The following is a 19,886-nucleotide window of genomic DNA, read 5'->3' on the forward strand; positions in this document are numbered from 1 at the left end:
CGGCCCAGGACACCGCGCTCACGCCCCGGACCGCGGCCGCTTCCCGGCAGTCGGCACGCACGGCGACCCATGAGGCGCCGAACCGACTCCGAACCGACTCCGAACCGGCTCGCTAGCCGAGCTGCGGGGCCACCTGTGCGGCGACCAGCTCCAGGTGGTCGAGGTCACTCAGGTCGAGCACCTGGAGGTAGGCCCGCTCACTGCCGACCGCCGCGTACCGGCCGAGCTTCTCCACCACCTCGCCCGGGGTGCCGGCCAGGCCGTTCTCCTTGAGCTCGGCCACGTCGCGGCCGATCACGGCGGCCCGACGGGCCACCTCGGCGTCGTCCCGGCCGACGCAGAGCACCAGGGCGTTGGAGTACACCAGGTCGTCGGCCGAGCGTCCGGCCTGCTCGACGGCGGCCCGGACCCGGCCGAACTGGGCGGCGGTGTCGTCCAGCGAGGCGAACGGCAGGTTGAACTCGTCGGCGAAGCGGGCGGCCAGCGCCGGGGTGCGCTTCGGCCCCGAGCCGCCGACCAGCACCGGGATGCGCTCCTGGACGGGCTTGGGCAGCGCGGGCGAGTCGGTGAGGGTGTAGTACTCCCCGGCGAAGTCGAAGGTGTCGCCGAGCTTGGTCCGCCACAGCCCGGTGATGATCTCCAGCTGCTCCTCCAGCCGCCCGAACTTCTCCTTCGGGAACGGGATGCCGTACGCGGCGTGCTCGGCCTCGTACCAGCCGGCGCCGAGGCCGAACTCGACCCGGCCACCGCTCATCGCGTCGACCTGGGCGACCTGGATCGCCGTGACGCCCGGCAGCCGGAAGGTGGCGGCCGTCATCAGGGTGCCGAGGCGGATGGTGCTGGTGTCGCGGGCCAGGCCGGCCAGCGTGATCCAGGCGTCGGTGGGGCCGGGCAGGCCGTCCACGTCGCCCATCTTGAGGTAGTGGTCGGAGCGGAAGAAGGCGCTGAACACACCGAGCTCCTCGGTCGTGCGGGCGACCTTGAGGAGGGTGTCGTAGCTCGCGCCCTGCTGGGGCTCGGTGAAGATGCGGAGGTCCATGCGGGCCATTCTGGTACGGACCACCCGTTCGGGAACACAGGGAACCGGCCATGCCACGGAACGTTCCGAAGGTGGCCAAGGTCTCAGCACGGAACCGTCACAGCCCGGCTCGCCACCACAGCGGTTCGCCTACCGTGGACGGATGTTCGCGACCCCCGACGAGTCCTTCCGGCGCTCCCCCGACGAGCCGGCCGGCTGCCCGCTGCCCGGCATCGTGGCCGCCTTCACGCCCCGGCTGGCCGAGTTCGCCTTCGAGCCCGGTTTCGTCGCGGCCGTCGACCAGCACGCGGCGATGCTGCGCGAGCTGCTGTACGCACAGGGCGCGGAGCTCGCGCCCCAGCCGCTGGACCGTGAGGAACTGTCGGACTACGCGCTCGGCTTCCTGGACGCGCTCACCGAGATCGGCTGGCGAGAGCCGGTCGGCTACGACTACGCCGTGACCAGGCTGACGGCGATCTGCTGGCTGGTGCGTGACCAGGGTCTGCTGGAGGCCTGATCCGAGGAAGCGGGAGGGGTGGACCCGGTCCACCGATCGCGCATCGCGGCATCGCGGCATCGCGGCATCGCGGGAAAACTATGCAGACCGGTCTACTGGTGGCGAAGCTAATAGGTAGACCGGTCTACAGGCTTCTCTGAGCCTGTAGACCGGTCTACCTATCTTGTGTGGAGCCCAATGGATATGTAGACCGGTCTAGAGATCTCCCATCAGGCCAGGTGGACCAGGTAGGCCCGAGACGCCGGGCGTACCAGGCCTACCTGGTGCACCGGTAAACCAGCCAGACCCCGTAGACCGATCTACCGATTCTCGCCCGGGTCGATCCCCGGCACCGGCGGGTTGCCCGGGCCTGTCTGGGTGGTCGGGCGGATCGGCTGGTTGGCCAGCGCGTCCGAGCGGCCGGCCTGGTAGGCGGTGCCGCGCAGTCGGGCGGTCTCCTGCTCCGCGCTGTCCAGCCACCGCTCCCAGCGCTGGCGCATCGGCATGATCAGACCGCCGCCGACGCCGACCACCAGCACCCCGGTGACGGTGGCCAGCGCCGCGATCAGCACCGGCCCGGTGATCGCGGTCGCGATCCCGGCCTGGCCGAGCGCCGCGATCACCCCGAGCGCCACGATGAACGCCCAGGCCACGGTGGAGACGGTGCGCCCGTACGAGGCGCCGGACAGCGCGTTCCCGACGATGTCGCGCACGCCGTTGGCGATGGCCATCGCCACCACCACGATCGCGACCGCGACGATGCCCCTGGGCAGCCAGGCGACGATGCTGTGGATCATCACGCTGATCGGGTTCGGCCCGAAGACGCCGAAGGCCAGCTGGAGCGCCATCAGCAGGACCGCGTAGTAGACGATCTTGCAGATGATGCCGGTCATGTCGTACTTGGAGCCGCTCAGGTACCGGGCCATCCCGGCCCGCTCGGCGACCTTCTCGGAACCGACGCGGCGCAGCACGCGGTCCAGGATCCGGGCGATCGCCTTGGCCACGAACCAGCCGATGGCGAGGATCACCAGGAAGGCGATGAACTGCGGGACGACCTTGGCGATCTTGCCCCAGGCCTGGGTGAAACCCGACCCGAAGTCGACGGAGAGTGCGAGCTGCTGAGCCACGGAGTCCTCCACTCGATGACACGGCGCCACGAGCGGCGCAGGCGACCCCCCACCCTTCGTGGATAGCAGCACCCCACCCCGACCGCGCGCGCCGGATTGTCCGGGATGGTTCCGTCGGGTGAACGGTCCCGCCGTCCGCACGCGTACAGTGGCGGTCCGGGCCGACGGGGGCGGGGGCCACGGACTGCGGATCGACGGTGACAGGGCGGGACGGAGCTGGACTGTGCTGGACGGTGCGAAGGTGAACGGTGGCGGTGCGGGCCCGGGTGCCACCGCGGGCGAAGGTACGGGCGCGGGCACGGGTACGGGCCCGGGTGCCGGTGCGGCCGCGCACCGGGCGCTGCGCTGGCAGGTGCGGCCCCCGGTGGCCCGGGCGGCCGTCCTGGTCCTGCACGGCGGTGAGGAGCACAACCTCGCCCGGCCCCGCCGGTTCAACCTCCCGCTGCTGCGGATGCACGGCTTCCTGCGCGGCCTGGCCCGGGAGACCGCGGGCCAGGACGTCGCCATCGCCACCGTCCGCTACCGCCACCGGGGCTGGAACGGTGCCCGCGCCGACGCCGCCCGGGACGCGTCCGCCGCACTCGACGAACTGACGGCCGCGCTCGGCCCGGTGCCAACCGTCCTGGTCGGCCACTCCATGGGCGGCCGCGCCGCGCTGCGGGCCGGCGGGCACCCGGCCGTCACCGGCCTGGTCGCCCTCGCCCCCTGGTGCCCGGCCGCCGACCCCTGCGAGCAGCTCGCTGACCGCGATGTCCTGCTGCTTCACGGCGACCGCGACACCGTCACCCTGCCCGCCGACACCCACGCCTTCGCCGCCCGCAGCCGCGCCGCCGGCGCCCGCGTCTGCGGCTACACCGTCACCGGCAGCGGCCACGCCATGCTCCAGCGCATCCCCGACTGGCACCGCGCCACCACCCGCCTCACCACCGGCCTCCTCGGCTTCCGCCCCCTCCCCGCCGAGACCGCCTCCGCCCTGGCCCTCCCGCCCGCCTCCCCCGAGGCCCTCACCCTCCCGCTCCCCCGCCAGCCCCGCACCGCCACCCCCTGACCCCGGCGCCCCACGCCTTACCGCCGGGGCCGCCCTCGGCCCAGAGGGTGAGACCGGCCTCGGTAATGGTGAGCTCGCGTATTCAACTCGGGCAGTCTGGTCCCGCATCTCCGGGACGACGGCCTTGATGCCGCGTTTGCACAGGTAGGCGCGCTTGGCACGGTTGGCGCAGGACGAGTAGGCCTCATAGGCGTTGAGGGCCGGGAGTTGGATGAGCTCTGACAGGGGCCGAGCGAGACGCCGTGCTGGTCGCAGCGACCAACGAGTGGCCATGACCAGCAGGGCCTCGACAACCCCTACTGGTTGGCCGGCCGTGGTTCACCGGAGTATCGGTCCAAGCCCGCCTTCGAGCGCCGTTGTTGCTCGAACCAGTGCACGTAGCACGGTGAGGCGTCGCGAAGATCGATGCTGAGTGGGTACGGGTCGAACTCGTCCAGGAACAGCTTGCGGAGGAATTCGACCATGCCGCAGGGGAACAGGGTGAAGTCGTCGCGGGTGTGGCGGCCACAGACCGGGACAGGCCAACGCTCTGGGTCAGGGTCGGCCATAGGCCGCCGCGGCGACGAACTGCGCAACGGCCCCCTGCCGGACGCGTCGATCGACTGGCTCAGGACCGACTTCTTCAGGACCGAGCTCGAACTCGGCCGCTGTCTCAGGCTTCCCGTGGAGGGCCCCTGCGCGTGCGACCTCTACCTGACCTGCGCGACGTTCGCCACCACGCCCGGGTACGCGCCACGACTGCGGGCGCGACGCGAAGTTGAGCAAGCCCTCGCCCGCGACGCCGCCGAGCGCGGCTGGGACCGCGCGGTCGAACGCCACCGCTGCACCGGCGACCGTATCGACAGACTCCTGGTCGACCTCGGACAGCCCAGCAGCACCGAAGCGGAGGCCGGACACCCCGGTGCTCGGTCACACCACCAAGCCGCTACCGGAGTGGTCCCCGCTCGTCGATGAACACGGTGGACTCCGACGAGAAGGCATCGGCGGTCACGGGGCCGTAGGCGACATTGAAGGTATCCAGCCAGTACGACCAGTCCTGCGTCCCCGCCGCACTGCTGAAACGGTAGTTGAGCTGCCAACGGACCCACTGTCCGGGGACAAGACGCACAGCCGGGGGACGCCGCGGCCGAGCCGGTACGGCGAACAGCGGCTGCACTCGGGGAAGGACCCGCAACCGTCCGTCGGCCTCGCGAAGCTGGACGTCGACCTTGCCCAGTTCCTCCTGGCCGCCACTGGGTTCGAAGCCGTCACGCTCATGCATGCGGACCACGTGCGCCAACGAGGACGGCGCGTTCGGGATGGTGAAGCCGACCGGGGCCGCGTTCCTGCGAGCCGCGGCCTCTCCTCCCCGGGACCGCTTCGTCCAGGACGTCCGTATCCACTGGACGGTGATCTCCACGGTCTCCACCCCTGCCACTCCATCGAAGGTCTCACTTTACGTGGGCACCATCCGGCGCGGCCCGGGACGGGCCCGCCCGGTCGGTCGGTCGATCGGTCAGAGGAGGAAGCCGCCGGAGACCTCGATGCGCTGGGCGGTCATCCAGCTCAGGCCCTCCGACGCCAGTGTGGCGATGGCGTCGCCGATCTCCTCGGGTTCGCCGACGCGGCCGAGCGCGGTCTGTCCGGCCAGCCCCTGGCGCATTCCGGCGTCATCCCGCATGGCACCGCCGTTGAAGTCGGTGGCGGTCGGCCCCGGGGCGATGGAGTTGACCCGGATACCTCGGGGGCCGAGCTCTGCGGCCAGGGTGCGGCTCAGCGCTTCGACGGCGGCCTTCGAGGCGGAGTAGACCGAGGTCGCCGGACTGGTCCGGCGGGTCAACGACGACGAGACGTTGATGACCTGGGCGCCCTGCGCCAGCAGCGGCACGAGCGACTGGATGAGGAAGAACGTGCCCCGCACGTTCGTGCCGAACACCGTGTCGAAGTCGTCGGCCGTGACAGCTTCCAGCGGACCGAAAACGCCGACCCCCGCGTTGTTGACCACGATGTCGAGCCGCGAGGCCCCCCAGCGCTCGAGCAGTGCGCTCAGCTCGGAAGTGAGGGCTCCGAAGGAGGAGATGTCGCTGATGTCGAGACGTACGACAGCGGCGGTCCCACCCGCGGCGTGCACGTGCCGCGCGGTCTCCTCGGCCCCGGCCGCATCACCGCGATGAGTGACCGCGACCCGCACCCCGCGCGCCGCCAGCGCGAGGGCCGTACTCCGGCCCAGGCCGCGGTTCGCACCGGTCACCAGAGCGATCCTGTCGGCTGTCATCAGCTGCTCCCTCATCGCACGGCGCCGAAGCGGCGTCGGGCACCGTCATCAGATGCGAGTCGGACGACTCGCCTTTCTGTGGCAGCGTAGGCACGCCGAAAGAGGCGAGTCAAGTGACTCGCCTCGGGTCTGGGGCATACTGCACGCATGGCAGCAGAGCTCTCCGCACACCACCGCCGTCTCGCCCAGCAGAAGCGTGCGGCGATCATCTCCGCAGCCACGGACCTCTTCCTGAGCGGCGGCTACGACGGAACCTCCCTCGCCCGCATCGCCGAAGGGGCGGCCGTCTCGAAGTCCACCCTGTTCAAGCAGTTCCCCACCAAGGCAGCCCTCTTCGAGGCCATCGTCACCGAGTCCTGGCAGCGTGACACCGCGGACACCGTCGCGCGCCCCCAGGCCGGAGACCTGCGCTCCGGCCTGACCTCCATCGGCCACCGCTACGCCGACCTGATCAGCCGGCCCGGCATGACGGCCCTGTTCCGCATCGTCATCGCCGAGCTGCCCCGCTTCCCCGAACTGGGGCAGATGCAGTTCCGGCTCGGCAAGCTGCCCTACTTCACCTCGGTCCAGCGCTACTTGGAGTCGGAGCACGAGGCCGGCAACGCCGACGTCCCGGACGCCGAGAGCGCCGCCAACCAGTTCCTCGGGATGATCGCCAACTACGTCCTGTGGCCCCGCATGCTGCTGACCGACTGGGACCCCTCGGCCTCCGACGTCCGCTACGCCGTCGAGCAGGCGGTGGAGACCACGCTCGCCCGGTACGCCTCCGAGCGGCAGGCCTGATCCACGGGGAACTCGTACGCCGCCGCCCAGCGCCGCAGGGGGTTCACGGAGCCGCGGGCGTGCGGGGCCCCCGTAGCCGTCGTCGAACGATGGCGAGCTCAGGCGAGGGGGGTGAGGTCGCCGTGGGGGGTGGTGAGGTAGGCGGGGAGGTCGGGGTGGCGCTTGAGGAGGGTGGCGAGGTCCTCGGTGCCGGCCATCGGGGGCGGTACGAGGAGGTGGCCGTGCTGCTCGGGTGGGACGAGTCCGCGGACCAGGGACCGCTGGACGGTGCGGTCGTGGCGGGTGGCGCGGCCGGTGCCGCCCTCGGGGTCGCGGGCGAGGGCGCTGACGCCGCCGCGGGCGGAGAGCTGGTCGAGGCCGGGGACGAGGCGCCAGAGCTGCTGGGCCTGGTGGCTCTGGAGGGAGCCGGCCAGGTTGGCCTCCAGGCCGTGGGCGTGGCAGAGGTCGACGAAGTAGCGGACCTCGTCGAGGGTGAGGATGCCGGCCCGGGCGAGGCCGTGGGCGTCGGTGTCGTGGCGGTCGAGGTCGACCAGTTCGGTGCTGCCGGCGGTGGAGACCAGACCGATCCGGGCGACCTTGAGCAGGATGCTGGTGTCGAGCATGATCGCGTCCGCACCGGCCGCGGCGCTCGCCTCGACCATCGCCCGGATCGCCGCGCGGTCGGTGCGGCGGGCCCGGGTCAGGCCGTAACGGTCGTGCGGGAAGGGCTCGGTGACCGCGACGTGGGTGCCGCGGGCGGCGTCCGGGAGGGCACCGGCGGCCTTGAGCGCAGCCTCCTCGGGGAGGCCGGGCAGCCCGAGGGCGTCGGCGTGGTCGGCGAGGTCGAAGGCGCCGGGGGCGTCCGGGGCGCAGGGCTGGTACTCGCGCAGGCCGACCAGGGCGCGGCGGACCTGCGGGAGGGTCTTCCGGGTGTCCCACAGGTCGAGGTCCTGGGCGAACAGCACGGCCATCACCCGGGTCGCCGACAGGCCGTCGGCCCTGCGGACGGTGGCGACGATCTCGCGCAGCACCTCGCCGGCCTGATCCGCCGTCATGCCGTCCAGGCCGACCTTGACGATCCCGCACGGGTGCACCCGGGTGCCCATCGCGAGGGCCACTCCGAGGGCGGCCTGCGCCGCCTTGCCGACCTGCTCGTAGGCCGACTTGGCCAGGGCCAGGCCGTTGTCGGCCCGGCGGAAGAGCAGTTGGTCCTCGCCGATGTTGGTGCTCAGCTGGACGGGCAGTGCCCGGCGGGCGGCGAGCACCGCGTCGGCGATGTCCATGATCCGCCGCGGCTTGATGGTGCCGAGGGCGCTGCGCGGGTCCTCGCTGTCGATGATGCGGGCACCGCCGAGCACCGCCTCGCGTGCCTCCTGCGGTCCGAACACACTGACCAGCAAACGCCGATCCGCTTCCACGGAACCCACCCCTCCGATGGTCTGCCGGGAATCCTCGGGCACGTTAGCGAGGGGTGGGCATGGGGCACCTGTGTCGTTCACTCGTTCGGATGAATCTGTTCCGATCCACCCCGAGCCCGGAGCCCGGAGCCCTCAGCACGCGGGCGGCCGGGGCGGTCACGGCGGTCAGGCCGTCGGCAGGGGCTGGGGAGCCGCGGGGCCGGTGTAGCGGGCGGCCGGGCGGATGATCTTGGGGTCGGCGGCCTGCTCCAGGATGTTGGCACTCCAGCCGATCGCCCGGGCCGCGGCGAACGTGGGGGTGAACATCTCCCTCGGCAGGCCGCAGAGGTGCATCACCACGCCGGCGTAGAACTCGACGTTGGTGTGCAGTTCGCGGCCCGGCTTGAGTTCGGCCAGGATCGCCTCGACCCGGGCCTCCACCTGGACGGCGAGGTCGACGAGTTCACCGCCGAAGGATTCGGCGACGCCGCGCAGCATCCGGGACCGCGGGTCCTCGGTGCGGTAGACGGCGTGGCCGAAGCCCATGATCCGGTCGCCGGCCAGGACGTGCTCGCGGATCCAGCCGTCGATCCGGTCCGGGGTGCCGATGGCGTCCAGGGTGTCCAGGGCCCGGCTGGGCGCGCCGCCGTGCAGGGGCCCGGAGAGCGCGCCGAGCCCGCCGACCAGGCAGGCGACGAGGTCGGCCCCGGTGGAGGCGATCACCCGGGCGGTGAAGGTGGAGGCGTTGAAGCCGTGGTCCACCGTGGAGATCAGGTACTGCTCGATCGCCCGGGCCTCGGCGGGCCCGGGCTCCTCGCCGGTCAGCATGTAGAGGTAGTTGGCGGCGTAGCCGAGGTCGTCGCGCGGTTCCACCGGCTGGCGGCCCTGCTGCAGCCGGTGCAGCGCGGTCAGGACGGTGGGGACCAGTGCGGTGGCGAACAGCGCGTCCTCGATCCGCTGTTCGGGCGCGGTGTCGTAGAGGGGGCGGATGCCGCGGTCGGCGGCGGCGACCGAGAGCGCGGCGCCCAGGGTGGCGAGCGGGCCGCCGTGCGCGGTGCTCGCCGCCAGGGCGGGCAGGAGCGGACGCAGGGCGTCCGGCAGGCGGCGCAGCGGGGTGGTGCGGGCGAGGAAGGCGGCGCGGGCGGGTGCGTCCGGCAGTTCGCCGAGGAGCATCAGGTGCCAGACGTCCTCCAGGGTGCGCTGTTCGGCGAGGTCGATCGCCGAGTACTGGCGGTAGCGGTAGAAGCCCTCCAGGCCGCGGACGTCGCCGAGTTCGGTCTCGGTGACCACGACGCCCTTGAGGCCGCGGGGGACCTCGATCTCGGTGGTGCTCGGCATGGCAGTGGCCCTTCTCGTGGATCTTCCCGGCCGGGTGCTCCGGCGACGTTCTGTACTCTCCGACCATTGATCCATGTTGTCAATGTTGATTGAAATCAATGTGTAATACTGTGGATCATCAAGGCGCGGAGGCGTCACAGGACGACGAGGACGGACCATGGCCGAACGCTTGACCACCCAGCAGGTCGCCGAGCAGCTCGGCGTGAAGGTGGAGACGGTGTACGCCTACGCCAGCCGCGGGCAGCTCAGCAGCGAGCGGGCCCCGGGAGGCAAGGGCAGCACCTTCGACGCCCGCGAGGTCGCCGAGCTGGCCGCCCGCGGCCGTCGCGCGCCGGTGCGACCGGCGGCGGGCGAGCCGTCGGGCGCCGAACCGGGGTGGGGCAGCGAACCGGTCGAGGTCCGGACCGGGCTGACCCTGATCGAGAACGGCCGGCTCCACTACCGCGGCCGCGACGCCGTCGACCTGGCCGCCGGGCACGGCTTCGAGGCCGTGATCGGCTGGTTCTGGGGGCTGGACACCGACGCCCCGGTGGAGCTGCGGGTGCCGCCGGCCACCGCCGAGGCGCTGGCCCGGGCCGCCGCCGCGCTGCCCGACGGGATCCGGCTGCCCGACCGGCTCCGGATCTCGGTCACCGTCGCCGCCGCGCTCGACCCGCTCCGCTTCGACCTGCGCGAGCAGACCGTCCGGGCCGCCGGGGCGGCCCTGATCGCCGGGATGGTGGAGGCCCTGCCGCGCACCGCACCCGACCCCGGGCCCGACGCCCCGCTGGCCGCGCGGCTGTGGAGCCGGCTGGCGCCCGCCGCCCCCGCCCTCGGGGAGCTGGCCTGCCTGGACCGGGCCCTCGTGCTGCTGATCGACCACGAGCTGGCGGTCTCCACCGTGGCGGCGCGGGTGGCCGCCTCGGCGCGGGCGCATCCGTACGCGGTGGTCTCCGCCGGACTCGGTGCCACCGACGGCCCCCTGCACGGCGCCGCCAGCCCGCTGGCGCACCGGATGCTCGCCGAGGTCCTGGCCGACGGCGCGGTCCCCGTGGTCTCCGACTACCTGCGCACCGGCCGGCCGATCCCGGGGCTCGGCCACCGGCTCTACCCGGACGGCGACCCCCGGGCGGTCGCCCTGCTCGACGCGGTCCGCCGACTCGACGGCGGAGCGGAGGTGGTGGCGGCGGTCGCCGCGGTGGAGGCGGCCGCGGGCCCGGCCGGCCGGCCCGCGCAGCGGGCCAACATCGACCTGGCACTGGCCGCCATGGCGCTGACCACCGGACTGCCCGCGGAGGCCGGCGAGGTGATCTTCGCCGTGGCCCGCACCCCTGGCTGGTTGGCCCACGCGGTGGAGGAGTACCGCGAGGAACCCCTGCGGATGCGCGCCCGGGCCACCTACACCGGGCCGCGCCCGCAGGACGACCGGGCGAGCGACAAGGCGGGCACCGCGCTCAGTTGACGAAGTCCTGCGTGAAGTAGAAGTACGTGGCCGGGCTCCCGTCGGGGGCCGTGCCGGGCCCGTAGGAGACGCCCAGGCCGGCCCGGGTGTGGTTGCGGTCGAGCAGGTTGGCCCGGTGCATCGGCTCGCCCATCCACCAGGTGAACGCGTCCTGGGGCGCGGGCAGCGGAGCGCTGCCGGAGGACCAGCCGATGTAGACGTTCTCGCTGCCGGAGATCCCGACGGCGTGCAGGATGCGGTCCGGCGGCGTGCTGCCGTCCGACCCCAGGTGGCCCGGCCATCCGTTCCACGTCCGGTCCTTCAGACCGGGGTGGTCGGCGAGGTCCTGGCTGTGGGCGCGTGTCGTACCGACGAGCCCGGGATCGATCGACACGTCCGGGGCCCCGTTCTGCCGGCGGGCGCTGTTGACGAGGTCGAAGGCCGTGAGCTCCTGCCAGTCCATGAAGTCCTGGGGTTCGTCCGGCCAGTGGTCGATGACGAACACCCAGCCGCTCGCCTGGTGTCCGCCGCCCGCGGGGCACCGCCCCTTCTCCGGGAAACCGTTGAAGAACATGCCGTAGCAGTTGCCGCAGAAGCGCCAGTTCGTCTGCTGGGTCGGCGCGTCCGCCGAGCCGTCGTGCCGGACAGTGCACAGGTAGCCGCTCGCCCGGTGGCCACCACCCGTGGGACAGGTGCCCTTCGTGGGAAAGCCGTCGAAGAACAGTGCGTAGCAGTTTCCGCACTGGCGCCAGTTCGACTGCTGCGTCGGGGTCTCGGTGGCGTCGGAGGGGAAGCTGTACGCGAAGCCGAAGGCCTTGTGGCCCTCCCCGGCAGGGCATGCGCCCTTCTCCGGAAGCATGTCGAAGAAGAGCGTCTGGCACTTGTAGCAGGAGCGCCAGTCGAGCAGATTCGTCATGGGATCCTCCAGGACTCTGCGCACGACCTGTTGGTTCGTGCGGGCCCCTCGCCGCTTAAGCGGGGTGGATGTCAGGCGGCGGCACCCCTCCCCTCCCAGGATGACCCGCGGGAAGCGCTCGTGCACGGCGCCCGACGAGCCGCCGGACGGCCGGTCCGTCCCGTGGCCGGCGCTTGCCACCGGCCACGTTTGCCCAGGTCAGTGGAGGTGCGGGGGCCCGGAAACGGTTCCGGTGGTCTCACGGGTTTCTCATCGCGGCGGGCCAGAATGAGCGGCGCCGGCACGAACGCCGCCAGGACGGACGCCGTCCACCGCCGAGCCGAGGGAGCCGAGGGAGCAGCATGGACGACACCGCCGACCGCCCGGACTGGCGCGTCCTGGTCGTCGACGACGAACCGGACCTGGTCGAGGTGGTCTGCGGCGCCGTCCGCTACGAGGGCTGGCAGGCGCGCGGCGCGACCACCGGCCTGGAGGCCGTCCGGGAGGCCGCGCACTGGCGGCCGCACGCCGTGGTGCTCGACGTCATGCTGCCCGACCTCGACGGCCTGGAGGTGCTGCGCCGGATCCACGCCGAGCAGCCCGAGGTGCGGGTGCTCTTCCTCACCGCCCGGGACGCCGTCGAGGAGCGGATCGCGGGGATCGCGGCCGGCGGTGACGACTACGTCACCAAGCCGTTCAGCCTGGCCGAGGTGGTGGTCCGGCTGCGCGGGCTGCTGCGCCGGGCCGCGCCGACGGACGGGCCGCGCCGACCGCCCGCGCACGCCCTGGTGCTGGGCGACCTCGTCCTGGACGACCGGGCCCGCGAGGTCACCAGGGACGGCGAGACCATCGAGCTCAGCCCGACCGAGTACGCGCTGCTCGCCCACCTGATGCGCCACCCCCGGCAGGTGCTCAGCAAGGCGCAGATCCTGGACGCGGTCTGGTCGTACGACTTCGGCGGGCAGGCGCACATCGTGGAGCTGTACATCAGCTACCTGCGCAAGAAGCTGGACGCGGGCCGCAGCCCGATGATCCACACCGTCCGGGGCGCGGGCTACCTGATCAAGGCCGCGCAATGAGGCGCGCGACGACGCGCGCAGTGGGACGGGCCGCCGCGCGGGTCACCAGGGCGCTGCGGAAGCTGCTGCCCCGCACCCTGCGGGCCCGGCTGATCGCCGGACTGCTGGTGCTGCTGGTGGTCACCTGCGCCGCCGTCGGCTTCGCCACCGCCGCCGCCCTGCGGCACTTCCTGGTCGACCGCCTCGACCAGCAGCTCGCCGAGGCCGGCGGCCGGTACGCCGCCAGCCTGGAGCACACCGGCACCGGCGCCGGCCCGGACACCCGGGCCCAGACCCCCGGCACCCTGGGCGTGCGACTGCTCGGGGGCCGGGTCACCGCCGCCGGGGTGGTCGACGGCGACGCCGACGACGTCGACGACCCGGACAACGCGGACGACCGGGTCGCCTTCACGCCCGACCAGCAGCGCTCGCTGGCCGCCCTGCCGGCCGGCGGCCCGGCCCGCACCCTGGACCTGGGCGGCCCCCTGGGCCACTACCGGGTCCGCGCGGTGGCCGGGCGGGACGGCGACGTCCTGGTCAGCGGGCTGCCGCTGGGCCCGGCCGAGGACACCGTGACGCGGCTGGAGACCCTGGAGCTGACCGTCTTCGCGATCGCCGTCGCCGCGGCCGGCGCCGCCGGGGCGGTCTGGGTCGGCTGGTCGCTGCGCCCGCTGCGCCGGGTGGTCGGCATGGCCGAGCGGGTGAGCGCACTGCCGCTCGCCAGCGGCGAGGTGCTGCTCGCCGAGCGGGTCCCCGACGACGACCCGCGTACCGAGGTCGGCCGGGTCGGCGCCGCCCTCAACCGGATGCTCGGCCACGTCGGCGACGCGCTGGCCCGCCGGCACGCCGTGGAGGAGCGGCTGCGCGGCTTCGCCGCCGACGCCAGCCACGAACTGCGCACCCCGGTGGCCGCCGTCCGCGGCCACGCCGAACTGGCGCTGCGCCACCCGGGCCAGGTGCCCGGCGAGGTGCGGCACTCACTGGAGCGGATCGACGCCGAGGCCCTGCGGATGGGCGCGATCGTCGAGGACCTGCTGCTGCTCGCCCGGCTGGACGCCGGCCGCCCGCTGGCCGGGGACGAGGTGGACCTCACCCGGATCGCGCTGAACGCCGTGGCCGACGCCCGGGCGGCCGGGCCCGGCCACCGCTGGCGCCTGGCACTGCCCGAGGAGCCGGTCCTGGTGCACGGGGACGAGCACCGGCTGAGCCAGGTGGTGGCCAATCTGCTGGCCAACGCCCGCACCCACACCCCGGCCGGCACGGCGGTCGAGCTGCGCCTCGAACCCGGCGCCGAGCACGTCGAGTTGAGCGTCACCGACGAGGGGCCGGGGATCCCGGCGGAGCTGCTGGAACGGGTCTTCGAACGCTTCGTCCGAGGCGACCGGGCCCGCTCCCGGGCCACCGGCTCGACCGGGCTGGGCCTGGCCATCGTCCGGGCCGTGGTCCAGGCGCACGGCGGCACGGTCGAGGCGGCCAGCCGGCCGGGCCGCACGGTGTTCACGGTGCGGCTGTGTCAGCCTGTGGGGCCGTGACGTCCGTCGTACCCGTCCCATCTGCCAGGGCCGTGACGGCCGTGCGGAAGCGCTGGCGGTAGTCGGTCGGCGTGGTGTCCAGTCGGCGGCGGAAGGCCCGTACCAGGGTGTCGGTGGTGCCGAACCCGCAGGCGGTGGCGATGCGTTCGAGGGTGTCGTCGCCCGACTCCAGCCGGTGGCGGGCGAGTTCGACCCGGGCGGACTCGATGTAGGCGCTCGGGGTGGTGCCCAGCTCGGTCTTGAAGATCCGGATCAACTGCCGTTCACTGAGGTGCGCGTGGGCCGCCAGCTCGGGCACGGTGAGCCGGCCGGTCAGGTGGCGCAGGATGTGGTGGCGCAGCTCCTCGATCCGCCGGGTGGTGGAGACCGGCTCCAGCGGGACGCTGAACTGGCTCTGGCCGCTGGGGCGTTTGAGGTACATCACCAGCTGGCGGGCGACCCGCAGGGCGAGTTCCTCGCCGAAGTCCTCGGCGACCAGGGCGAGCGAAAGGTCCAGGCAGGCGCTGATGCCCGCGCCCGTCCAGACCTCGCCCGCGCGGATGAAGATCGGGTCGGCGTCGACCTCGATCTGCGGGTACTCGGCGGCGAGTTGGCCCGCGGTCGACCAGTGGGTGGTGGCCCGCTTGCCGTCCAGCAGCCCGGCGGCGGCCAGCAGGTGCGCTCCGACGCACACCGAGGCGACCCGGCGTGAGCGGGCCGCGAGCCGGCGCACCTGCCCGACCACCTCCGGGTCGGCCACCGCCCGGACCCGACCGGCCGCGTCGACCTCCACCGACCCGGGCACCAGCAGGGTGTCGATGCCGCCCTCGGCGGCGGCCCGGTCGAAGGTCAGGTCGGGCAGGATCCGCACCCCGGCCGCGGTGGTGACCGGCTCGGCGGTGGCGGCGGCCAGCACCACCCGGTAGCCGACCGCGTCCCCGGTCTCCCGCCGGAGCAGCGCGAACACCTCGGGCGGTCCGGTGACGTCCAGCAGGTCGACGCCCTCGAACAGGACGATGACGACCAGCCGCTGCGCGCTCTTCACGGGGCCTCCCTCTCTCACTCCGGTGCCGGTGCCGGTGCCGGTGCCGGTGCCGGTGCCGGTGCCGGTGCCGGTGCCGGTGCCGACGGTCGATGTCGGCGCCGACGGTCGATGCCGACGCCGATGTCGGATTCTGCATGTTAGACGGCATTGCCGCCACACCGGGCCCGCCCGTAGCGTTCCTGGGGCAGGCCGCACCCCGCGTGACCTGCCCCGACACCCCCCCCCAGGCCCGAAGGCGGCACAGCCATGCCCAGCACCACCCTGCGCACCCTCACCGGTCTCGACGACAAGCCCGCCCGGCTCGGCGCGAGCACCCTCGTCCTGGTCGACTACCAGAACACCTACACCCGCGGCGTGATGGAGCTGACCGGCTGGCGCGAGGCCCTGGACGCGGCCGCCGGCCTGCTCGCCCGGGCCAGGGCCGAGGGCGCCACCGTCGTCCACGTCGTCAACGACGGCGGCGCCGGCACCCCGTACGACATCCGCGAGGAGATCGGGCAGATCCACCCGGCGGTGGCCCCGGCCGAAGGCGAGCGGGTGGTGGTCAAGCAGGCCCCGGACGCCTTCGTCGGCACCGAGCTGGGCGAACTGGTCGACGCGGCCGGCCACCAGGAGGTCGTGGTCGCCGGGTTCATGACCCACATGTGCGTCGCCTTCACCACCGCCGGCGCCTTCCTGCGCGGCAACCGCCCCACCGTGGTCGCCGACGCCTGCGCGACCCGCCCGCTGGGCTCCGGCGCCGAGGAGCTCACCGCCGCCCAGGTCCACCGGGGCGCGCTCGCCACCGTCGGGGACCTGTACGGCGTGGTCGTCGAGTCGGCGGCCGAGCTGGGCTGAGCCCGGCCGCGTTCCACCGCCTCCCGCGTCGGCGGGGCGCCCCGGTCCGTCACCCGGGGCACCCCGCCCGGGCGGGGCGACGGGCGCCGCCCCGCCGGCCCTCCGAGCCTGCCGGGCCCCGGGGCCGGAGGGCAATGGATTCGGTCCTCGCCGAACGGTCTTGCGGAGCGGCCGCCCGCGGGGTGACGATCCTGTCCGTGCTGCGAATCATCTTCGGTACGGACGACTTGGACCGCGTCCGGGTGGCGGAGCGTCCGGACATGTCGATGGAGCTGTCCCTCAGCGTCCACGGCCTGGTCAGCGGCCGCTGCGATCCACGCTTCCAGGTGTGGCGCAACCGGCTGCGGGCGTCCTGGAACCCCCGGACCGCGCTGCTCTTCGACCTCTACACCCCCTCGGCCATCCCGGAGTTCCTCGCCGTGCGCCGCGACCCCGGCGCCACCGAGAGCGCCACCGCCGAGGCGCCCGAGGAGCCGCTCCGCGACCACCTGCGATCGGTCGGCGGGACCAGGCAGTTGAGCGCCTTCGCGCGCGGCGTGGCCGCGGGCGACCGGCGGGCCCGGCGACTGCTCGGCAACGTCACCGCCGACTACCAGACCCGCGCGATCGACCCCTACCGGCGGCAGATCGAGACCATCGTCACCACCGACCACGGCCGCCGCCGCCGGCTCGGCGAACCGGACCGGGTCCTCGCCTCGCTGCACCCGTCCGTCTCCTGGCGCCGCCCGGTGCTCAGCTTCCCGCTGGTGGGGGCCTGCCGGCACGACATCCGGCTGGACGGTCGCGGACTCCTGCTCCAGCCCTGCGTGTTCGGCCCCCGCCGCCCCGTCATCGCCCGCTTCGAGGACCCTGGGCAGCAGCCCGTCCTCCTCTACCCGGCGAGGATCAGCGGCCCCTTGCAGCCCGAGCCCGAACCCGCCCCGAGCCGCAACCTCACCGCCCTGCTCGGCCAGACCCGCGCCGCCGCCCTGGAGGCCATCGCCACCCACGGCCCGTGCTCCACCAAGGACCTGGCCGGGCTGCTGGACATCTCCACGGCCTCCGCCAGCGAACACGCCACCGTCCTCGCCGACTCCGGCCTCACCACCAAGGACCGCGACGGCCGCACCGTCACCCACCGCCCCACCCCCCTTGGCCGCGCCCTGCTGTCCGGCCGCCTCCCCGCCCCGACCCCCGCCCCGACCCCCGCCCCGACCCCCGACTCGGTCTGACCGGAAGGACGCTCGTGTCGCTCACCCCGGAGGACCGCTGGGCCGTCGTCGACCTGGTCTCGATGCACGGTCACCTCGTCGACGACGGAGACCTCGACCGGCTGGACGAGGTGTTCACCGTCGACGCGGTCTACGACCTCACCGAGTTCGGCCAGGAGCCGCTGTCCGGAGTGGCGGCCGTCCGCGCGGCGGCACGGGCGCTGGGCGCGGGCAACCCGGTCGCGCACCACGTCACCAATGTCGTCGTCACGGCGGGGGCGGACGGCCGGGTGCGGGTCCGTTCCAAGGGGCTGGGGGTCCGGGCGGACGGCTCCTGCGGCTCCGTCTCCTACGAGGACACCGTGGTGCGCACCGCGGACGGTTGGCGGATCAGTCACCGCCGGGTCTCGCCGCGCCGGGCCCCCTTGGGCGGGGCGACGGCACCGCGCTGACCGCACGCCGCCCCCGGCCAGGGGCGGGGGCGGGGGCGGGGGCAGCGCGCGGGCCGGGTCAGACCAGGGCGGCCTCGATCAGGTCGGCGGCCCTCGACGCGCCGCCGCCCGCGCGGACCTCCCCGCCGATTTCGGCCAGCCGGGCCGCCACCGCCGGGTCGGTGGTGAGCTCCAGTACGGCGGAGCGCAGCGCCTCGGCGGTGGCCTGCTCGGTGTCCAGGCGCCGTGCGACGCCGAGTTCGACCAGCCGGTCCGCGTTCTCGAACTGGTCGGCGGCCTGGGGCACCGCCACCATCGGCAGCCCGCAGTACAGGCCTTCGCTGCACCCGCCCATCCCGGCGTGGGTGATGAACGCGTCGGCCTGGCGCAGCACCGCGAACTGCGGGACCCAGGGGTGCACTTCGACGTTGGCCGGGATCGGCCCCAGCTCCGCCGGGTCGGTCGCCTTGCCGACCTGGAGCACGACGTGCCAGCCGGGAAGGTCCCCGAAGGCCTCCAGGCACGCCCGGTAGAAGGCCGGCTGGTGGGTGAAGGCGGAGCCGAGCGAGACCAGCAGGACCTTCTGCGCGCCCTGCGGCCTGGTCCAACCGCCCTGGTGCTCCCGGTTGTCGAGGCAGGGGCCGGCGAAGGAGAAGACCTCGGGGTCGACCTCGTCGACCGCGCTCTGGAGCGCCCGGGGGATCAGCGCGAGCCCGCGGTCCGGGCGCAGCATGTACGAGAACATGTCGCGGGGCGCCACCCCGTTCTCGGCCAGCCACTTGGCGAAGCGCTCCGGTACGCCCTCCGCCTCCAGGGCCGCCATGACCGTCCGGAACGGCTCCGCCTCGGGGTCGGCCTGGGCGATCCGGGATGGCGAGACCAGCATCGACGGGACGCCCCAGCCGTCGGCCAGGACCCGTCCCGCGTACGCCATGAAGTCGTACAGCACCAGGTCGGGCCGGTCGTCGTGGAAGGCCTCCCGCATCCGGGGCAGCATGGCCTGCGCCTCGCCGAAGACCATGCCGTGCACATTGGTCCCGGGCACGACCGCACGGCCCTTGAGGATCTCCAGGCCGGTCTCGTACGGCACGAGCCGGGCGCCGGTGGTCCCGATCTGCTCGGCGAACGTCGGGTCGTTGACGTAACTGACGCGGTGGCCGCGGGAGACCAGCTCCCGGATCACGTCCAGGCTGGGGTTGACGTGGCCGTGCGCCGGGATGTTCACCATCGCGATGTGTGCTGGGCGGGGCATGTCGGTACCTCTCACGTGGTCGTCAGAATCCTGCGCGTGAGCTTCTGACGTTACGTCATGTACCGGGGTGGGCGGGCGGCGAGGGGGTTCGGCCGTCGGCCGCGGTCGGGAGGTCGCGCAGGGTCAGCGCGGCCGGCGGCGGCAGCGGTCCGCGGGCCCCGTCGGCGCGGAACGACTGGAGCAGGTAGGCCACCAGGCGCCGGGACGCCGCACCGTCGTCGGGCAGGGCGGTGACCAGGGCGCAGTGGGCCAGCAGCACCACGGCGAGGTCGGAGGGGTGGAAGTCGGGCCGCAGCGCGCCCGAGGCCTGCGCCCGGCGCACCAGGGTCGCGACGTCGCGCTCGGCCCGTCGGCGGGCGTGCGCGTGCTGCGACCCGCTGTCCGGGAAGGCGGTGACGAACGCGGCCGGGAACCCGCGTTCCTCCCGTTGCAGCGCGCAGACCGTCTCGATCAACCGCTGGAAGCCCTGCCAGGGGTCGGGGGCGGCCAGGGCCTCGGTGAGCGCCCGCGCGCAGGTCTGCATCTGCTGCGCGAACGCGCCCCGCACCAGGGCGTCCCGGGTCGGGAAGTGCCGGTACAGCGTCGCCACGCCGACCCCGGCCCGACGGGCCACGGCGGCCATCGGGGCGTCGATCCCGTGCTCCGCGAAGACCGCCCGGGCGGCGACGAGGACGCGCTCCCGGTTGCGCCGGGCGTCCGCCCGCACCCCGCCCCGGGCTGTGATCCGAGAGGAATCCACCATCACTGTCTCTCGCTTCCGGTCCAAACGGACGATTGCGTCCGCTTGAGAGCCTACGGTCGCTGCCG

At 73.6% G+C, this 19,886-nt stretch carries 19 protein-coding genes; 9 read left to right on the top strand and 10 right to left on the bottom strand.

Annotated features, from left to right (window positions below; translation table 11 throughout):
• Positions 1-112: 112 nt before the first annotated feature.
• Positions 113-1,039 (bottom strand): LLM class F420-dependent oxidoreductase, encoded by a 927-nt coding sequence (locus ACFXOZ_RS08040; protein ID WP_375884322.1) that lies wholly within the window; start codon positions 1,037-1,039, stop codon positions 113-115.
• Positions 1,040-1,181: 142 nt separating this feature from the next.
• Here ACFXOZ_RS08040 and ACFXOZ_RS08045 point away from each other — a divergent pair, with 142 nt between their 5' ends.
• A complete protein-coding gene (locus ACFXOZ_RS08045; protein WP_375884320.1) occupies positions 1,182-1,535 on the top strand; it encodes a DUF6401 family natural product biosynthesis protein in 354 nt (117 codons plus the stop codon).
• A 299-nt stretch (positions 1,536-1,834) separates the two neighbouring features.
• Here ACFXOZ_RS08045 and ACFXOZ_RS08050 read toward each other — a convergent pair whose 3' ends face one another.
• Positions 1,835-2,641: a hypothetical protein gene (locus ACFXOZ_RS08050; protein ID WP_380588430.1), complete on the bottom strand. Its 807-nt coding sequence runs from the start codon at positions 2,639-2,641 to the stop codon at positions 1,835-1,837.
• A 223-nt stretch (positions 2,642-2,864) separates the two neighbouring features.
• Here ACFXOZ_RS08050 and ACFXOZ_RS08055 point away from each other — a divergent pair, with 223 nt between their 5' ends.
• Entirely contained in the window at positions 2,865-3,689 is an 825-nt protein-coding gene (locus tag ACFXOZ_RS08055) for an alpha/beta hydrolase (RefSeq protein ID WP_380588433.1), read from the top strand.
• 925 nt (positions 3,690-4,614) lie between these two features.
• On the opposite strand, the gene ACFXOZ_RS08060 is transcribed toward ACFXOZ_RS08055, so the two are convergent.
• The gene (locus tag ACFXOZ_RS08060) at positions 4,615-5,088 is read right to left on the bottom strand and encodes a hypothetical protein (protein WP_380588436.1); all 474 of its coding nucleotides are present in this window, start codon (positions 5,086-5,088) and stop codon (positions 4,615-4,617) included.
• A 96-nt stretch (positions 5,089-5,184) separates the two neighbouring features.
• The gene (locus tag ACFXOZ_RS08065; RefSeq protein WP_380588439.1) at positions 5,185-5,943 is read right to left on the bottom strand and encodes an SDR family NAD(P)-dependent oxidoreductase; all 759 of its coding nucleotides are present in this window, start codon (positions 5,941-5,943) and stop codon (positions 5,185-5,187) included.
• Between the two features lie 147 nt (positions 5,944-6,090).
• Here ACFXOZ_RS08065 and ACFXOZ_RS08070 point away from each other — a divergent pair, with 147 nt between their 5' ends.
• Positions 6,091-6,726, top strand: coding sequence for a TetR/AcrR family transcriptional regulator (locus tag ACFXOZ_RS08070; protein ID WP_380588442.1), 636 nt, complete (start codon positions 6,091-6,093; stop codon positions 6,724-6,726).
• A 98-nt stretch (positions 6,727-6,824) separates the two neighbouring features.
• Here the strand turns inward: ACFXOZ_RS08070 and ACFXOZ_RS08075 are convergent, their stop codons facing one another.
• Complete coding sequence (locus ACFXOZ_RS08075) at positions 6,825-8,093, bottom strand: (5-formylfuran-3-yl)methyl phosphate synthase (protein WP_380588445.1); 1,269 nt, start codon at positions 8,091-8,093, stop codon at positions 6,825-6,827.
• A gap of 195 nt (positions 8,094-8,288) precedes the next feature.
• A complete protein-coding gene (locus ACFXOZ_RS08080) occupies positions 8,289-9,440 on the bottom strand; it encodes a citrate/2-methylcitrate synthase (protein ID WP_380588448.1) in 1,152 nt (383 codons plus the stop codon).
• A gap of 157 nt (positions 9,441-9,597) precedes the next feature.
• Here ACFXOZ_RS08080 and ACFXOZ_RS08085 point away from each other — a divergent pair, with 157 nt between their 5' ends.
• Entirely contained in the window at positions 9,598-10,881 is a 1,284-nt protein-coding gene (locus ACFXOZ_RS08085) for a citrate synthase (protein ID WP_380588451.1), read from the top strand.
• On the opposite strand, the gene ACFXOZ_RS08090 is transcribed toward ACFXOZ_RS08085, so the two are convergent.
• Positions 10,874-11,776 carry a CAP domain-containing protein gene (locus ACFXOZ_RS08090; protein WP_380588454.1) on the bottom strand — a complete coding sequence of 301 codons (903 nt, stop codon included), beginning with the start codon at positions 11,774-11,776 and terminating at the stop codon, positions 10,874-10,876. The two genes, ACFXOZ_RS08085 and ACFXOZ_RS08090, sit on opposite strands and share 8 nt — an antisense overlap.
• A gap of 341 nt (positions 11,777-12,117) precedes the next feature.
• On the opposite strand from ACFXOZ_RS08090, the gene ACFXOZ_RS08095 reads away from it, so the two are divergent.
• Together ACFXOZ_RS08095 and ACFXOZ_RS08100 are read left to right on the top strand one after the other, a co-directional pair.
• Complete coding sequence (locus ACFXOZ_RS08095; RefSeq protein WP_380397058.1) at positions 12,118-12,834, top strand: response regulator transcription factor; 717 nt, start codon at positions 12,118-12,120, stop codon at positions 12,832-12,834.
• A complete protein-coding gene (locus tag ACFXOZ_RS08100) occupies positions 12,831-14,345 on the top strand; it encodes a sensor histidine kinase (protein WP_380588456.1) in 1,515 nt (504 codons plus the stop codon). Before ACFXOZ_RS08095 ends, ACFXOZ_RS08100 begins: the two co-directional genes overlap by 4 nt.
• Here ACFXOZ_RS08100 and ACFXOZ_RS08105 read toward each other — a convergent pair.
• Positions 14,311-15,369 carry a GlxA family transcriptional regulator gene (locus tag ACFXOZ_RS08105; protein WP_380588459.1) on the bottom strand — a complete coding sequence of 353 codons (1,059 nt, stop codon included), beginning with the start codon at positions 15,367-15,369 and terminating at the stop codon, positions 14,311-14,313. The two genes, ACFXOZ_RS08100 and ACFXOZ_RS08105, sit on opposite strands and share 35 nt — an antisense overlap.
• A gap of 246 nt (positions 15,370-15,615) precedes the next feature.
• Between ACFXOZ_RS08105 and ACFXOZ_RS08110 the strand changes: the two genes are divergently transcribed.
• From ACFXOZ_RS08110 to ACFXOZ_RS08120, 3 genes are all read left to right on the top strand, one after another.
• A complete protein-coding gene (locus ACFXOZ_RS08110) occupies positions 15,616-16,206 on the top strand; it encodes an isochorismatase family protein (protein WP_375884294.1) in 591 nt (196 codons plus the stop codon).
• 197 nt (positions 16,207-16,403) lie between these two features.
• On the top strand, positions 16,404-17,417 hold the full coding sequence (locus ACFXOZ_RS08115; protein WP_380588462.1) for an ArsR/SmtB family transcription factor: 1,014 nt from the start codon (positions 16,404-16,406) through the stop codon (positions 17,415-17,417).
• A 14-nt stretch (positions 17,418-17,431) separates the two neighbouring features.
• Positions 17,432-17,848, top strand: a complete 417-nt coding sequence (locus ACFXOZ_RS08120; protein ID WP_375884291.1) for a nuclear transport factor 2 family protein — start codon at positions 17,432-17,434, stop codon at positions 17,846-17,848.
• A gap of 58 nt (positions 17,849-17,906) precedes the next feature.
• Here the strand turns inward: ACFXOZ_RS08120 and ACFXOZ_RS08125 are convergent, their stop codons facing one another.
• Positions 17,907-19,079, bottom strand: coding sequence for a macrolide family glycosyltransferase (locus ACFXOZ_RS08125; protein ID WP_380526568.1), 1,173 nt, complete (start codon positions 19,077-19,079; stop codon positions 17,907-17,909).
• A gap of 55 nt (positions 19,080-19,134) precedes the next feature.
• Positions 19,135-19,821 (bottom strand): TetR/AcrR family transcriptional regulator, encoded by a 687-nt coding sequence (locus tag ACFXOZ_RS08130; RefSeq protein ID WP_375884286.1) that lies wholly within the window; start codon positions 19,819-19,821, stop codon positions 19,135-19,137.
• Positions 19,822-19,886: the final 65 nt, after the last annotated feature.

The sequence above is a fragment of the Kitasatospora sp. NPDC059160 genome (assembly GCF_042755465.1).
Lineage (GTDB): Bacteria > Actinomycetota > Actinomycetes > Streptomycetales > Streptomycetaceae > Kitasatospora.

Coding starts and splice junctions, on each gene's coding strand:
- ACFXOZ_RS08040 (WP_375884322.1), bottom strand. CDS start 1,039: ATGGACCTCCGCATCTTCACCGAGCCCCAGCAGGGCGCGAGCTACGAC.
- ACFXOZ_RS08045 (WP_375884320.1), top strand. CDS start 1,182: ATGTTCGCGACCCCCGACGAGTCCTTCCGGCGCTCCCCCGACGAGCCG.
- ACFXOZ_RS08065 (WP_380588439.1), bottom strand. CDS start 5,943: ATGACAGCCGACAGGATCGCTCTGGTGACCGGTGCGAACCGCGGCCTG.
- ACFXOZ_RS08070 (WP_380588442.1), top strand. CDS start 6,091: ATGGCAGCAGAGCTCTCCGCACACCACCGCCGTCTCGCCCAGCAGAAG.
- ACFXOZ_RS08080 (WP_380588448.1), bottom strand. CDS start 9,440: ATGCCGAGCACCACCGAGATCGAGGTCCCCCGCGGCCTCAAGGGCGTC.
- ACFXOZ_RS08085 (WP_380588451.1), top strand. CDS start 9,598: ATGGCCGAACGCTTGACCACCCAGCAGGTCGCCGAGCAGCTCGGCGTG.
- ACFXOZ_RS08090 (WP_380588454.1), bottom strand. CDS start 11,776: ATGACGAATCTGCTCGACTGGCGCTCCTGCTACAAGTGCCAGACGCTC.
- ACFXOZ_RS08095 (WP_380397058.1), top strand. CDS start 12,118: ATGGACGACACCGCCGACCGCCCGGACTGGCGCGTCCTGGTCGTCGAC.
- ACFXOZ_RS08100 (WP_380588456.1), top strand. CDS start 12,831: ATGAGGCGCGCGACGACGCGCGCAGTGGGACGGGCCGCCGCGCGGGTC.
- ACFXOZ_RS08110 (WP_375884294.1), top strand. CDS start 15,616: ATGCCCAGCACCACCCTGCGCACCCTCACCGGTCTCGACGACAAGCCC.
- ACFXOZ_RS08125 (WP_380526568.1), bottom strand. CDS start 19,079: ATGCCCCGCCCAGCACACATCGCGATGGTGAACATCCCGGCGCACGGC.
- ACFXOZ_RS08130 (WP_375884286.1), bottom strand. CDS start 19,821: ATGGTGGATTCCTCTCGGATCACAGCCCGGGGCGGGGTGCGGGCGGAC.